The 14,752-nt window shown below is 66.6% G+C and carries 7 protein-coding genes; 1 reads left to right on the top strand and 6 read right to left on the bottom strand.

Annotated features, from left to right (window positions below; translation table 11 throughout):
- Positions 1-22 precede the first annotated feature (22 nt).
- Positions 23-937, top strand: coding sequence for a LysR substrate-binding domain-containing protein (locus HNE04_RS01750; protein WP_172216175.1), 915 nt, complete (start codon positions 23-25; stop codon positions 935-937).
- Here HNE04_RS01750 and glgA read toward each other — a convergent pair.
- The 6 genes from glgA to glgB are packed head-to-tail and all read right to left on the bottom strand — an operon-like array spanning position 934 to position 14,675.
- The gene (glgA, locus tag HNE04_RS01745) at positions 934-2,397 is read right to left on the bottom strand and encodes a glycogen synthase GlgA (RefSeq protein ID WP_172216173.1); all 1,464 of its coding nucleotides are present in this window, start codon (positions 2,395-2,397) and stop codon (positions 934-936) included. The two genes, HNE04_RS01750 and glgA, sit on opposite strands and share 4 nt — an antisense overlap.
- The gene (locus tag HNE04_RS01740; RefSeq protein WP_172216171.1) at positions 2,394-7,484 is read right to left on the bottom strand and encodes a malto-oligosyltrehalose synthase; all 5,091 of its coding nucleotides are present in this window, start codon (positions 7,482-7,484) and stop codon (positions 2,394-2,396) included. Before HNE04_RS01740 ends, glgA begins: the two co-directional genes overlap by 4 nt.
- Positions 7,481-9,298, bottom strand: coding sequence for a malto-oligosyltrehalose trehalohydrolase (gene treZ, locus HNE04_RS01735; RefSeq protein ID WP_172216169.1), 1,818 nt, complete (start codon positions 9,296-9,298; stop codon positions 7,481-7,483). The genes HNE04_RS01740 and treZ overlap by 4 nt, the downstream gene beginning before the upstream one ends.
- Positions 9,282-11,465, bottom strand: coding sequence for a glycogen debranching protein GlgX (gene glgX, locus HNE04_RS01730; protein WP_172216167.1), 2,184 nt, complete (start codon positions 11,463-11,465; stop codon positions 9,282-9,284). The genes treZ and glgX overlap by 17 nt, the downstream gene beginning before the upstream one ends.
- On the bottom strand, positions 11,462-12,754 hold the full coding sequence (locus HNE04_RS01725; protein ID WP_172216165.1) for a glucose-1-phosphate adenylyltransferase: 1,293 nt from the start codon (positions 12,752-12,754) through the stop codon (positions 11,462-11,464). The genes glgX and HNE04_RS01725 overlap by 4 nt, the downstream gene beginning before the upstream one ends.
- Positions 12,738-14,675 carry a 1,4-alpha-glucan branching protein GlgB gene (gene glgB / locus HNE04_RS01720; protein ID WP_172216163.1) on the bottom strand — a complete coding sequence of 646 codons (1,938 nt, stop codon included), beginning with the start codon at positions 14,673-14,675 and terminating at the stop codon, positions 12,738-12,740. The genes HNE04_RS01725 and glgB overlap by 17 nt, the downstream gene beginning before the upstream one ends.
- Positions 14,676-14,752 lie beyond the last annotated feature (77 nt).

Below are 14,752 nucleotides of genomic sequence, written 5' to 3'. Positions count from 1 at the left end.
ACAGGACAATCCCGAGAAAACCATGCAAGACCTCAACGATATGCTGTACTTCGCCGAAGTGGTGGACAGGGGCGGCTTTGCGGCGGCGGGGCGGTCGCTCGGACTGCCCAAGTCGAAGCTGTCGCGCCGCATTGCCGAGCTGGAAGCGAGACTGGGCGTACGGCTCTTGCAGCGCACGACGCGCAAGCTCTCGCTCACAGAGGCGGGCGAGCTGTACCACCGCCATTGTGTCGCGATGCGCGAAGACGCCGAGGCGGCGGAAGAGGCCGTGGCCGTGGTGCTGACCGAACCGCGCGGCACCATTCGAGTGACCTGTCCCGTGACTCTGGCTCACTCCACCGTGGGCCCGCTACTGCCCTTGTTCCTGGAGCGCCATCCCCAGGTGCGCGTTGACATGCAGGTGAGCAACCGCGTGGTGGACCTGGTGCAGGATGGCATCGATGTCGCTTTGCGGGTACGCCCCACGCTGGACGACAGCGGCAGCCTGATCGTGAAGAACCTGGGCAACACGCAGGGGCTGCTGGTCGCCAGCCCCGGGCAGCTGGAGCGGCAGGGGCGGCCTCATTCGGTCGAGGATCTTCAGCAGCTTGCAACTGTGGCGATGTCAGCGGCGGACGGCCGTGCGACCTGGCGGCTGCTCGGGCCGGGCGGGCGCCACTACGATTTCCAGCATCGGCCCTGCTACACGGCCGACGACTTGCTGACGCTCCGGTATGCAGTACTGAAGGGCGTGGGAATGATGGTGCTGCCCGATTACATGTGCCGCCGCGACATTCGCAAGGGGCTGCTGGAGGAGGTGCTGCCGGGGTGGGCGCCGCAGACGGGCGTGATCCATGCCGTCTTTCCGTCGCGGCGCGGCCTGGTGCCAGCCGTGCGGCGCTTCCTGGACTTTCTGGGTGAACACGTCACCGGTGAAGGCCTCAGCTGTCCCGACTAGGCCCGCGAGGAATCGATGGCGCGCTGGTAGACCTCGAGGTAGCGCGCCGCGCTTTCGGTCCACCCGAACGATTGCCCCATGCCGTTTCGCTGGATCTGCGCCCACGCTGGCGCATTGCGCCAAGTACTCATGGCGCGGTCCAAGGCTTCTTCCAGCCCTGCAAGATCCGGCGAACGCATCTCGAAGCCGGTGCCGGTAAGCGGGTTCTGGGTGGCGTCGATGACGGAGTCCACCAGTCCGCCCGTCGCGCTGACGATGGGTGGCGTGCCGTAGGCCTGGCTGTACATCTGGTTCAGGCCGCAAGGCTCGAAGCGGGATGGCATCAGGAAGCAGTCAGCCCCGGCCTCGATCTGGTGGGCCAGCCCTTCATCGAAACTCGAAGCGACCGACACGGAAGCCGGGTGGGCGTGCGCCGCCGTGAGCAGTGCGTCCTGCAGCGCGGGTTCCCCCTGGCCTAGCACCACCAGTTGGCCGCCGGCAGCGAGCATCGAATCGAGCACGCCCAGCACCAGGTCAATCCCTTTCTGCGAAGTCAGGCGGCTGACGATCCCGAAGAGCATGGCATCCCGGTCCACGGACAGGCCGCAGCGCTTCTGCAGCGCCGCCTTGTTCAATGCTTTGCCTGCGAGATCGGCTGCGCTGTAGCGGTGGGGAATGAGAGGGTCCTTGGCCGGATCCCACAACCGTGTGTCGATGCCGTTGAGGATGCCCGTCAAGCGGTCAGCACGGGCCTGCAACACGCCTTGCAGCCCGACACCGAATTCATCGGTCTGGATTTCGCGCGCATAGGTCGGGCTCACGGTGGTGATCGCGTCGGCGAACTGCAGGCCGCCCTTGAGCATGGACAGCTGGCCCCAGAACTCCACGCCGTCGATGCCGCGCCAATGGACGGGTATGCCCAGCGTATCGGCCAAAGCCATCGGAAAGACGCCCTGGAAGGCGAGGTTGTGGATCGTCATGACGCTGGCAGCGGCGGGCTCATGCGGGGCGAGAGCCCGCGCCTGCGCCAGGTAGAGCGGAACCAGGCCGCATGGCCAGTCGTTGGCATGCACCACGTCCGCTTTCCAGTCGCCGCAGGGGCTGGCCGCCGTACCCAGGGCCGCGGCAACGCGGCTGAGGAAGCCGAAGCGCAGGGCGTTGTCATTGTGGTCCTGGCCGGTCGCGTCCACATAGGGGCCGCCGGCGCGCTGGTAGAGGCTGGGGCAGGCGAGCAGGAGCAAGGTCACGCCGTTTTCGGCCTTCACCGGCAGCAGCTGCGCAGCCGGCCATGGACCTTGGGCGGGTATCTCCACCGTATCGCCCACTTCGCCGCTGACTTTCATTCCGCTGTAGGCGGGCATCAGCAGCCGCACCTCGTGGCCCAGTGCTGCCAGGGTTGCGGGCAACGCCCCGCTGACGTCGCCCAGCCCGCCCGTCTTGATATAGGGCGCGCATTCGGGTGTGACGAAGAGGATCTTCATGGCGGGGAGCCTCCATCCGCGGGCACCAGCACGGCAAACGGGAGAGCGAACGTGCCGGCGAAAGCTTGCGTCAAGTCCAGTGCAGCGGCATCTTCGCCCGTCGCTTCCACTTCCCGCCCGGTCAACCAGTTGCGCCAGCGGCGAGTGTCGTTCATCACTGCCTGGTCGCTCTCGAGGCTCACGCTGGTGCCCTGCCACAGGCCCGCTGCCCAGCGGCTGTCGTCGCCGCCGCACAGGGTGTAGGTCAGGCGCGCGGCGATGACGAGGATGGCCTGGCCGCCGCGATGGCGTGCGTAGGCAACGGCGTGGTCGGCCGCTGGTCCGGCGATCGGCAAGGGCAGGTAGGCGCCTTCCCGGAACAGCTCGGGCCAGGTGCGCCGCAGCTGCAGTAATCGCCAGGTGACAAGGTGCTTGAGCCGACCATCCGGCATGTCGCGATGCAGGTTCTTCCATTGCGCCTGCGACGGGGCGCCGCCGGCATACAGCGCCGCAATTCCCTCCTGCCTGACAGCCAGTTCCTCGAAATCCACGGGACGCCGGTTGTCCGGGTCCACCAGGCTGAAGTTCCACTGCTCGCAGCCCTGGTAGATATCCGGCACACCGGGAACGGTGAGTTTCAGCGCGAGTTGGCTGAGGCTGTTGCGAAAACCGAAGGGAGCGATGCGGGCCGATAGCCTGTCGAGTTCATCGACGAAGGGATTGGGCTGCCCCGGCCTCAGCAAGGCATCGATGTAGCGGGCGAGCGCATCCTCGTAAGCGGGCACCGGGGAGGTCCAGTTGGTGTTCTTCTTGGCTTCGCGGGCTGCCTTGAGCATGTAAGTCTGAACCCGCTGGCGCAGGCTCTCCCGCTCTTCATCATCGGGCGGCTTGGCCGGCCACATCCCCGCCAATGTCTGGAACAGCAGCCAGATGTCGTTGCGGCTGGGCGCGGGCCCGGCGTCGGTCTGGCTCATGTAGCGTTCGGCCAGGCCGCTGAAGCGCTGCAGCGTTTCGTCCCACAGCACCGGGTCTTCGGCCAGGACGTTGATCCTGGCGCGCAGGTCTTCCGCGCGCTTGCTGTCGTGGGTCGAAGTCGCCAGCATCGAATGCGGCCGAAAGCGAGCACGCGACTGATTGGCCGCATGGAAGGCGGCGGGGGAGGTGCCGAAGCGCCGGGGGTCGCCGCCGACCTCGTTCAGCGATGCCAGGCGCAAATAGCGATAGAACGCCGTGTCCTCCACGCCCTTGGCCATGACCGGCGCGGTGAACTGCTGCCAGCGGGCAATGATGCGCGAGCGCTGCGCAGATGGCGCCCCTGCAGCCTCGCCTTCGCCCAGCAGGACGTCGCGCAATTGATCCAGCACCGCCGCCTCGGCCCCGCCCAGCCGGCGCTTGGCCGCCGCCACGGCCCAATCGATATGTTGCCGGTCACTGGCGCTTGGAGACTCTCCGACGCGAAGGTAGGTGCGGTACACCGGGAAGGCTGCGGCCACCTCGGCCAGTGCGACGCGCAGCCGCGGCCGGGTGAAATCGCAGGTTCGGCGATTGAGGCGGGTGATCTGGTAGACCGCGTCGGCCAGCCAGCGCAGTTCGCTGAACAGTGCGCTGTAGATGATGGTTTTCTTGCAGCGGTAGGCAATCTCATCGAAGCTCTCCGCCTGGCCCGTGAAGGCGTGGTAGAGGCGATCGACAGCCTCTTCGCGCGCGCCATCGACGAACAGCCCGTTGACCAGGCTGCCGAAGCGATAGCCGGTGTCGCCGTGCACGGGCCAGCCATCGGGCAATGCTTCGTGCTCGGCCAGGATCTTCTCGACCACCAGGTACAAGGCGCGCGGTTCATCCCCGGCCACTTCGATATGCCGCGCATAGTGCGCCTGGAGCCGCTCGAAGTACTGCTTCGGGTCGCTCAGGCCGTCGGGGTGATCGATACGCAGCCCGGACAACTGCCCGCCTTGCAGCCATCGCAATACCAGGCGATGCGTGGCCTCGAAGACGCTGGGTTGTTCCATGCGCAGCGCGGCGAGTGTATTCACATCGAAGAAGCGGCGGTAGTTCACGTCGTCGCTGGCCACGCGCCAGTTCGCTAGCCGGTAGGCCTGCCGCGCGATCAGCCGGTCCAGGGCGTCGAAGCTGGCGGGGTCGCCCACCTGGCCATTCAGGCGCTTGAGGCATTGGGCTATCCAGTGAGCCAGCCATTCATGCTCGCGCGCCAGGCGCGCCAGGGTCTGCTTGTGCACCGCGCTGTCGCGCGAGCGGGCGCGGCGCAAGCCTTCTTCCTGGGTGTCGCGCCCCGGCAGGTTGGCGAAGGCGTCCAGCAGCGAGGCGACCAGCGCGTGGCTGTCGCCGTGGCCATCCTCGCCGGCGGCCGGGGCGGGGAGGGCCTGGAAGATATCGGGATAGTGGCCGGGATCGATCGGGAACCTGTGGGCGTAGTAGCGAAGGCCGAACTCGCCCGTCTCAGGCTCGAAGTTCAGCTGGATCGCGCCGTTTTCGAGCACGCGGCCATAGTGGTCGCCCAGCACAGGCAGCAAGACCCGCGACGCCATCTCGACCGCAGGTGGCTTCCACTCGATGTCGAACGCGGCGGCATGGGCCGAGGCCGGGCCGTTCTCCAGAACGTCCAGCCACCAGGCGTTGTCCGCCTCGAGCACACCCATGTGGTTGGGTACCACATCCAGGATCTGGCCCATGCCGCGCCGGCGCAAGGCATCGCACAAAGCGCGGTACGCTTCGCCGTCGCCGACCTCGGGGTTGAGTGCGTTGTGGTCCACGATGTCGTATCCGTGGGTACTGCCCGGACGGGCACGCAGATAGGGCGAGCTGTAGAGGTGGCTGATGCCCAGCGCGTACAGGTAGGGCACCGCGCGCGTGACCTCTTCGAACGTGCAGCCCTTGTGGAACTGCACGCGGTAGGTGGCGCCGGGAATGTCGGCCGAAGACAGCGGCGCGAGCGTCCCGGCCGTCTCGTCCACCGGGCTCGGGCCGCTGCGTTCGGCGCGCAGCACCGCGGCCAACGAGTTGAAGCGGGAGTCCGTCGCCAAGTCGTCCACCGCCACGGCTAGCTTGCGCCGCCAGTTGGGGAAAACGTCCTCTGTCGTGCCCGGCACATTGACCTGCAACAGCTGGCCCGTCACGTCTTCGAGTTGCACGCCCACCAGCCAACAGGGCGTGCGGGCCAGATAGGCATAGACGGCGTCCACGAAGTCCGGCGTTGCGTCCGGGACCGAAGTAGGTTGCGCGCTCGCCCCTTCCGGCAGCAGCGACTCGTGCTGGAGCGCCAGCAGCAGCCTGGCCCGGTCCTGCGCGCGGTCGAGAACCTGCTGCTCACGCGCAGCTTCGTCGGGGTACAGCCCCAACCGGGCCACGAGCTCGATGTCTTCGCCACGCCAGAAGCCGCGCAAGGTCGGCAGGTCGTGCGTGCTGACCACCGCCAGCGCTTGGGGCTGCCATTGCGCCGGCGGGCGAAATGCACCGTCCTGCATGCGTTCGAAGAGTAGCGGCCGGTACGACAACAGGCTGCGTTCGCTCATGGCCTCGCGCATTCGCGGCGCCACATTGCCCAGGTCCTCGCCGATCACCATGCACTCATGCCTGTGGCTTTCCAGCGCCAGGATGCCGAGCATCGCATCGAGCGGGTAGCGCACGTAGGTGCCGCCCTGGTCGCTGGTCCAGAACAGGCGCATCAGGCTCATCACGTGGTCGAGCCGCAGCGCGCCGCAATGGCGCATGTTGGCGCGCAGTGTCTCTATGAAGGGAGCGAAGCGCGCGGCTTCCAGGCTCACCGGGTTGAGCGGCGGCAGGCCCCAGTCCTGGCCCAGGGCACTTAGCGGATCGGGTGGTGCGCCGACGTGCATGCCCAGCGCGTACAGATGCGGCTGGATCCAGGTTTCCGCGCCACCCTCGTTGGCGCCGACCGCCAGGTCGCAGTACAGGCCCAGGCCCATGCCGCGCGTGCGGGCGAATCGCTGCACCGATTCCAGCTGCAGCTCGGCCAGCCATTGCAGCCAGAAGCGGAAGCGAACCGCCGAGGCATGTTCGCGCTCGAAGGCCCGCACGCTGTCGCCGCCGGCGTCCTGGTAGGCCTTGGGCCAAGCCGGCCAGCCCCAGACGGTGGGGTCTGCGGCGAACAGGTAAGCCTGCAATGCCTCGAACAAGGCGTGGCGCCCGAGCGTATCGTGCCGCTGCGCCATGTAAGCCTCGAAATGCGTGCCGCGCGAAGTGTTGCGGCCCAGGTCCTGGCGCTCGAAGTGACGCCAGAGCAGGCCCAGCACTTCTTCCTTGGCAGCGGCAACGCCGGGGTAGTCCACCAGCTCCGTGTCACGCAGCCGGTTCAGCCGTTCCTGGAATGCTGCGGATCCGGCATGGGCCTGCGCCTCGTCGCAGTCGCTCGCGTCGAGCAGGGACTGCACGTCGATGTAAATGGGGTTGAGCGCATTGCGGCTGGAAGGGCTGTAGGGACTCGCAACTTCGGGACGGTGCGGGAAGAGGGCGTGCAGCGGGCTGAGGCCGATGAAGGAAGCGCCTTGCCGCGCGGCGGTATCGACCAGCCGGCGCAAATCGCCGAAGTCGCCTACGCCCCAGTTGCGCGACGATCGCAAGGCATAGAGCTGGATGGTGCAGCCCCACCACCGTTCGCCTTCGCGCAAAGGCGGCGCGACCCAGCAGCGCTCCGGCGCCACCACCACCAGGCAGTATTCCGAACCGTCGCCCTCCAGTTGCAGGCGCCAATAGCCCGGCTGCAGGTCGGCGGGCAACTCGATCACGTGTTTGCCATGCGAGGTGATGGCATTGCCGCGCCGCTCGCTCGCGGGCTTGGGTACTTCGTCGGGTTCGAGCAGCCATGCAGGGTGGGCTGCGCCATCCGCCGGCCACTCGATGCGTGCCGGCTGGCCATGCTGCACGACCCTTGCCTTGGGCAGCTGGGAAGACAGCGCGTGTTCTGCTGCGCCCGCCTGTTCCGGGTCGATGCCGATGGCCAGCATCGCCCTGCGCAGAAAGGCCTCCGACACCCATTTGTCCTCGCCCCAGAAGCTGCTGTAGTGCACGGCCACGCCGCAACGCTCGGCCAGCTCAGTCAACTCCGGCGACAGGGCTTCAGATTCGTTCATGTCGCATAGCGGCCGCGCGTCCAGCGCGCGGCCCAGGGAGGCCAGATGTCTTCTGCCGTTCCGTCCGGCCAGGCGTGGCGAAACAGCTCCTGCCGATCCGCCAGCTCGATACCGTCGTCAGCATGCTTCAGCGGCTGCGGACCCAGGTTCAGCTCCAGCAGGATGGCCTGCCCGTCGCCATAACGCCAGCACACCCGGATGCCTGTCTCGGCTATCCGCTGGGCCGTGTGCTGTCCCGTCACGAGCAGGTGGTGGCCCGGCGAGAAGTGCGCCTTGCGCACCGCCAGCGCATCCTGGATGAGCGCCAGCCAGCGCTGGCCATCCGCGGTTTCCTGGTGGCCCATGTCAGGCCGGCTGGCCTCGAAGGTTCGCGCATCGCAAGGATCGGGCAGGTCACCGCCGGCATGGCCGAATTCGCGCTTGCGTCCTTCGCGCACCGCTTCGCGAAGCTCGTCTTGCCAATCGGCGAAGTAAAGGAACGGCATGCTCGCCCCGAACTCTTCGCCGAAGAACAGCATGGGTATGGCGGGTGTCAGCAGGGCCAGCAGGGTGGAGAGCTGGCGCGCGCCCGGCGGCGCCAGCTGGCCCAGGCGCTCGCCGAAAGGGCGGTTGCCGGTCTGGTCGTGGTTGTTGGCGTAGTTCACCAAGGCGCCCAGCGGCTGCGGCGGCGCTTCACGGCATTCCTTGCGGGCGCCGCCGGGCTGCCGCGCCGACGGTTCGAACAGCATGCCGTGGGTGAAGCAACGCGCCAGAAGATTCATCGGCTCGCGCCCGTAGTCATGGTAGTAGCGCTGGGTCTCGCCGGTCAGCGTCACGTGCAAGGCGTGATGGAAGTCGTCGTTCCATTGCGCGTCATAGCGGCCCGGCTGCGGTGTGGCGGCGAGCCGGTGGTAGCCGTTGTCTTCGTTTTCCAGCACCAGGTGGACGTGGCGGCCGGGCGTGGCACTGCGTACCGCCGCGGAGATTTCCTCGACGATGTCGGGCTGGCTGCTGTCGGCGATGGCGTGAACCGCGTCCAGCCGCAGGCCATCGATGCGGTATTCGAGCACCCAGTACAGCGCGTTGTGGATGAAGAAATCGCGCACGTCGCGGCTGCCCGGGCCGTCGAAGTTGATGGCAGCCCCCCACGGACTGCCATGCGTCTGCGAAAAGAACTGCGGCGCGTAGTGGCCCAGGTAGTTGCCGTCGGGCCCGAAGTGGTTGTAGACGACGTCCAGGAACACCATCAGCCCCAACCGGTGCGCCTGTTGAATGAAGTGCTTGAATTCATCGGGCGTACCGTAGGCGGAGTGCGGCGCAAACGGCAACACGCCGTCATAGCCCCAGCCGAAGCGGCCGGGAAAATCGGCCACGGGCATCAACTCGATGGCCGTGATGCCCAGGCTGGCGAGTGCCTCCAGCCGCTGAGCTGCCGCGGCGAAAGTGCCCTCGGGCGTGAACGCTCCGACATGCATTTCGTAGAGCACCACCTCGGGCCAGGGCCGGCCCGTCCAGCCGGCGTCCCACTCGAACTGCAAGGGATCGACCACGCAGCTGGGCTGATGCACGCCGTGCGGATTCTGGCGCGAGGCGGGATCGGGCACCAGCAGGTCGCCATTGATCCGCCATTGGTAGAGAGTGCCCGCGCCGGCGTCGGGAACGCTGCATTCCCACCATCCCTGCGCGTCGCAAGACGCGGGAAGGAAGCGGGGCGGGGCGGTCGCGCCGGCATACAGGGCGAGCTCAGCCTGCCGGGCGGCGGGCGCCCAGAGCCGGAAGGGCGCCCCGCCGCCCTGCAGCGAGGCACCGAAGGGCATGTCATGACGGCAACGCATCTGTCGCATCCTGGCACGGTTGGGTCAGAAGCGCCATGGCATTCGCTTGCAATTCGAACTGCGTAGCCGGCGCCGCACGCTGACCGGTGTCCGCGGTGAAATGGCCCTGCCCGGTGTCTATCCGCAAGGTCCATTCCCCGGGCGCCGCCTGGGCGTCGGGCAACGTGAAAGAGACGGCCTCAGCAGACGCATTGAACAGCAGCAGCACGCTGGTGCCGCCGCCAACTCCGGCGAACTTGCCGTCGAGCAGCGCCACCACGCAACGCACGGCCGGGTTATCCCATTCCTCTTGCGTCATCGGCAATCCCCAGACGCTGTACCAGGCGATATCGCGCCGACCTTGAGGATCTTCGGCGCCGCTGAACCAGTCGTTCAAGCGCAGCACGGGCAGCTCGCGGCGCAGCCGGATCAACGCGCCGACGAAGTCGATCAGGGCATCGTCGCGACCTTCGTCACTCCAATCGAGCCAGCTGACGGGGTTGTCCTGGCAATAGGCGTTGTTGTTGCCGCCCTGGGTGCGGCTCAGCTCGTCGCCGCCCAGCAGCAGGGGCACGCCGCGCGAAACGAACAAGGTGGTGAGGAAGTTGCGCTTCTGGCGCTCCCGCAAGGCCAGGATCTCGGGGTCGTCGGTCGGCCCTTCCGCACCGCAGTTCCAGCTGCGGTTGTGGTTCTCGCCGTCGCGGTTCTCCTCGGCGTTGGCCTCGTTGTGCTTGTCGTTGTAGCTCACCAGGTCGTGCAGCGTGAAGCCATCGTGCACGGTGACCATGTTGACGCTGGCCGCGGGACGGCGCTGGCTGGGCCCATAGATATCCGCCGAGCCGCAGAGACGGGCCACGAATTCGGGCAGGGTGCCGTCGGTGCCGCGCCAGAAGTCGCGCACCGTGTCGCGGTAGCGGCCGTTCCATTCGGACCAGCCGCGCGGAAAGCCGCCGACCTGATAGCCGCCGTCGCCTATGTCCCAGGGCTCGGCGATCAGCTTCACGCGGCGCAGTACCGGGTCCTGCGCCACCGCGCTCAAGAAAGGCGAACGCTGCTCGAAGCCGCCCGCCGCGTTGCGGCTGATGGCCGGCGCCAGGTCGAAGCGGAAGCCGTCCACGTGCATCTCCTCGACCCAGTAACGCAGGCTGTCCATGATGAGCCGCAAGGTGGCCGGATGGGTGGAATCCATCGTGTTGCCCGTCCCGGTGAAGTCGACGCAATGCCGCTTGTTCTCCGCCAGACGGTAGTAGGCGGGATTGTCGATGCCCTTGAAGCAGAGCGTCGGGCCCAGATGGTTGCCCTCGCAGGTGTGGTTGTAAGCCACGTCGAGGATGACTTCGATGCCCGCGGCGTGCAGCGCCTTGACCATCCGGCGGAAATCATTGAAGTCGCCCGCGGCGCAGTAGCGAGGCTCGGGGGCAAAAAAGCCGATCGTGTTGTAGCCCCAGTAGTTGGCCAGCCCCAGGTCGACCAGCCGCCGTTCGTCGTTGAACGCCTGCACGGGCAGCAGCTCGACGGCGGTGACGCCCAATCGCTGCAGGTAGGCGATGGCCGGTGGTGAGGCCAGTCCGGCGAAGGTCCCGCGCAGCACCTCGTCCATCTGCTGGGTGAAACCGCGCACATGGGCCTCGTAGAACACGCTGTCCTCGAACGGGATCAACGGCGCTTTATCGCCCTCCCAATCGAAGGCCGGGTCCACCACCAGGCACTTCGCCGCACCGGCGGCATTGTCGGCCGTGTCCATCCTCATGTCGCGCTCGGGGCCGCCCAGCTTGTACGCGTACTGCCAGGCCGCTCCCCGCAGCGGGCGGTCGATGGCGCGGGCGTAGGGATCGAGCAGCAGCTTGTGGGGATTGCAGCGCAGCCCCGATGGCGGGTCATAGGGGCCGTAGACGCGCAATCCGTAACGCGCTCCGGCTTGCAAGCCCGGCACGAAACCGTGCCAGATAGCGTCGCTGCGGCTGAGAAACAATTTCAGCCGCCGGACTTCGCGAGTGCCGGTGCCATCGAAAAGGCACAGTTCCACCTTCTCGGCCACGCTGGAGTAAACCGCGAAGTTGACACCTCCCGCTTCCAGACTGGCACCCAGCGGCCATGTCCGGCCCGGGTCGCAGTGCCGCGGCACCGCTGGATCGGTCGGGGCCTTGCGGCGGGAGGTGGACGTTCTGGCGACGGCCTTCGCCGTCATGCAAGCACCTCCAGGTGCGAACGGTCGCGCTCATGGGCAGCCGGCGTGCCCGCAAGGAAGGGAGATGGGCCGGTGCGCGGCGGGAAGAAGCCCGCCGGCACCACCACGATGCCGCTGTCGGTGACCGTGAAGCGCTTGCGGTCTTCTTCGGCGTTGAAGCCGATACGTTCGTGGGCCGGCACGTCGTTGTCCTGGTCGATGATCACACGGCGCACTTGCGCACCCCGCCCGATGCGTGAGCGCTCCATGATGATGCAATGCTCCAGCCGCGCCCCGCGCTCGACCACGACCGATCGGCGCAGCATGGCGTGGTCCAGTTCGGCCCCGTCCACGATGCTGCCGGAGCCGACGACGGAACGATTGATCACCCCGTTCTCGATCTGGGCCGATTCGGCCTGGTCGGGACTGGCGTAGATAGGCCAGAGGCTGTTGTTCATGCGGAACTTCGGGGCGGCGCCAAGCGTGTCGAAATGGGCGTCGAAGTACGCGTCGATCGTGCCCACGTCGCGCCAGTAGCCATGCTCCTCGTAAGGCGCCGTGCCCGGGATCACATTGGTGTCGAAGTCGTAGGCCACCAGCTTGTGCGACTTCACCATGGAAGGAAGGATGTGCTTGCCGAAATCGCTGGTGCCGCTCTCGTGCATCTTGCGCAGTTCGGCCAGCAGGACGTCGGCGTTGAAGATGTAGTTGCCCATCGAGGCGAGCGCGTGGGTCTTGCTGCCGGGCATGGGCTGGCACGTGGCCGGCTTTTCCCTGAACTCGGTGATGCGGTGGTTGCCGTCGATGCCGACGATGCCGAACTGGTCGCACTGGTTCAGCCGGACCGGCAATGTCGCCACGCTGGCCTGGGCGCCGCTCTGGATGTGGAAGTTGATCATCTGGCGCACGTCCATGCGATAGATGTGGTCGGCGCCGAACACGGCCACGATGTCGGGCTTGAAGCTCTCGATCAGGTGGATGTTCTGATACACCGCGTCCGCCGTGCCCTGGAACCATTCGGGGCCGTTCCGCATCTGGGGCGGCACCACGGTGACGAAGTGCTGGGGGATGAATCGCGCCATGGTCCAGGACTGGCGCACATGTTCGATCAGCGATTGCGACTTGTACTGCACCAGCAGGTAATTCGAGTAGATCTCGGAGTTGACGAGATTGGACAGCACGAAATCCACGATGCGATGCTTGCCGTTGAAAGGAACGGCCGGCTTGCAGCGATTGGCGGTAAGCGGGTGCAGGCGCGAACCCTCACCGCCTGCCATCACGAAAGCCAGGACGTTATTGCGAGCGGGCATGTTGTGCTCCGGATGAGGAGGGGGAGAGGTCGAAGGGATGGTCGGTCAGAAGAAGCATGGCCAGCGGGGGCAAGGTCAGTGCCAGGGTGGCCGGCTGGCCGCCGAGAGGAGCGTCCACCGCTTCGGCACGGCCGAGGTTTCCCAGGCCGCTGCCGCCATAGAACGCGGCGTCGCTATTGAGCAGTTCGTGCCAGGTGCCGGCGTGAGGGACGCCCAGGCGCAGGCCATAGCGCGGTTCCGGTGTGAGGTTGCACAAGGCGATCGCCAAGGCGTCGCCGGGACCGGCGCGCCGCACGAAGGCCAGGATGGTGGGCTCATCCGTTTCGAGGGGCAGCCAATGGAAGCCCTGGCTCTCGAAGTCGTGCACGTGCAGAGCCGGCACGCGGCGATAGGCGCTGTTGAGGTCCGCCACCCAGCGCGCCACGCCTGAATGAAGGGGCTTGGCCCACAGGTGCCAGTCCAGGGTGCGGTCGTGGTGCCATTCCTGGGGTTGCGCGAATTCGCCGCCCATGAACAGCAGCTTCTTGCCGGGATGAGTCCACATCAGGCCGTAGAGAGCGCGCAGGCCGGCGAAGCGCTGCCACTCGTCGCCCGGCTGCTTTTCGAGCAGGCTGCCCTTGCCGTACACCACTTCGTCGTGCGACAGCGGCAGCACGAAATTCTCGTGGAAGGCATACACCGCCGAAAAGCGGATGTCGTCGCCATGCCAGCGGCGAAAGAAATGCGGCCGCGACTTGTAGCGCAGCGTGTCGTTCATCCATCCCATGTTCCATTTCATGCCGAAGCCCAGGCCGCCGCTGTGCACCGGGCGCGACACGCCGGGCCAGGCGGTGGATTCCTCGGCGATCATGTGCACATCGGGGAACTGGGCGTACACGACGCTGTTGAGGTCTTGCAGGAAACGCACGGCCTCCAGGTTCTGGTTTCCGCCATGGGCGTTGGGCAGCCACTCGCCCGGCTCGCGCGCGAAATCCAGATAGAGCATGGAAGCCACGGCATCGACCCGCATGCCGTCGAAGTGGTACTTCTCCAACCAGAAAATCGCGTTGCTGATGAGGAAGTCGCGCACCTCGTAGCGGCTGTAGTTGAAGATGAGGCTGTTCCATTGCGGATGGAAACCCAGGCGCGGGTCGGCGTGCTCGTAGAGCTCGGTTCCGTCGAAGCGGGCCAGCGCGTGCGCGTCGGAAGGGAAATGGGAGCCGACCCAGTCGAGGATGACGCCGACGCCGTGCTGATGCAGCGTGTCCACCAGCACCATCAGGTCCTGGGGTGTTCCGTAGCGGGCGCTGGGCGCGAAATAGCCCGTGGTCTGGTAGCCCCAGGAACCGTAGAACGGGTGCTCGGCGACAGGCAGCAGCTCGACATGGGTGAAACCCAGGGCTTCGCAATGCGCGGCCAAGCGCATCCCGATGTCACGGTAATTCAGGAAACGACCGTCCTCCTCGCGTTGCCAGGATCCGAGGTGCACTTCGTAAATCGAGATGGGTGCGTGGTGCGATTGCCGCTGGCCCCGCTGGGCCATCCACTCGCGGTCACCCCAGCTATGGCTGAGTTCCCAGAGTTGCGAAGCTGTCCCGGGTGGATGCTCGCAGCGGAAGGCGTACGGGTCGGCCTTGTCCACCCATTCGCCGTGCGCGTCCTTGATGCGGTACTTGTAATGGTCGCCCGGACGGGGGCCTTCGATGACGCCGGACCAACGGCCGCTGCCGTCCTCCATGCGGTTGAGGGCATGAAAGTGCCAGCCGTTGAAGGATCCCACCACCCCGACCGCATGCGCGTTCGGCGCCCACACGGTGAAGCTCGCGCCCGCGGGATGCAGCTGCGCTCCCATCGCTTCGAACTGGCGGTAGTGGTGTGCGGCTGAGCCTGCCGACGCGGAGTTGCCGGATGTAGTGGCCGCTATGGATGAGTTGGGCGTCATGCTGCTGGACCTAGCGACGAATTGTGTGTCGCTGTGTATCAGCTCGTTGCAGGATACGCAGTCAAAGCTGCGTAGTC

This window comes from Caenimonas soli (genome assembly GCF_013155545.1).
Taxonomy (GTDB): Bacteria; Pseudomonadota; Gammaproteobacteria; order Burkholderiales; family Burkholderiaceae_C; genus Ramlibacter; species Ramlibacter soli.
This window is presented reverse-complemented; position numbering and strand designations above follow the sequence as displayed.

What these genes read in the sequence shown, in the direction of transcription:
- HNE04_RS01740 (WP_172216171.1), bottom strand. Translation starts at nt 7,484, where the DNA reads ATGAACGAATCTGAAGCCCTGTCGCCGGAGTTGACTGAGCTGGCCGAG.
- HNE04_RS01725 (WP_172216165.1), bottom strand. Translation starts at nt 12,754, where the DNA reads ATGCCCGCTCGCAATAACGTCCTGGCTTTCGTGATGGCAGGCGGTGAG.
- glgB (WP_172216163.1), bottom strand. Translation starts at nt 14,675, where the DNA reads ATGACGCCCAACTCATCCATAGCGGCCACTACATCCGGCAACTCCGCG.
- treZ (WP_172216169.1), bottom strand. Translation starts at nt 9,298, where the DNA reads ATGCGTTGCCGTCATGACATGCCCTTCGGTGCCTCGCTGCAGGGCGGC.
- glgA (WP_172216173.1), bottom strand. Translation starts at nt 2,397, where the DNA reads ATGAAGATCCTCTTCGTCACACCCGAATGCGCGCCCTATATCAAGACG.
- glgX (WP_172216167.1), bottom strand. Translation starts at nt 11,465, where the DNA reads ATGACGGCGAAGGCCGTCGCCAGAACGTCCACCTCCCGCCGCAAGGCC.
- HNE04_RS01750 (WP_172216175.1), top strand. Translation starts at nt 23, where the DNA reads ATGCAAGACCTCAACGATATGCTGTACTTCGCCGAAGTGGTGGACAGG.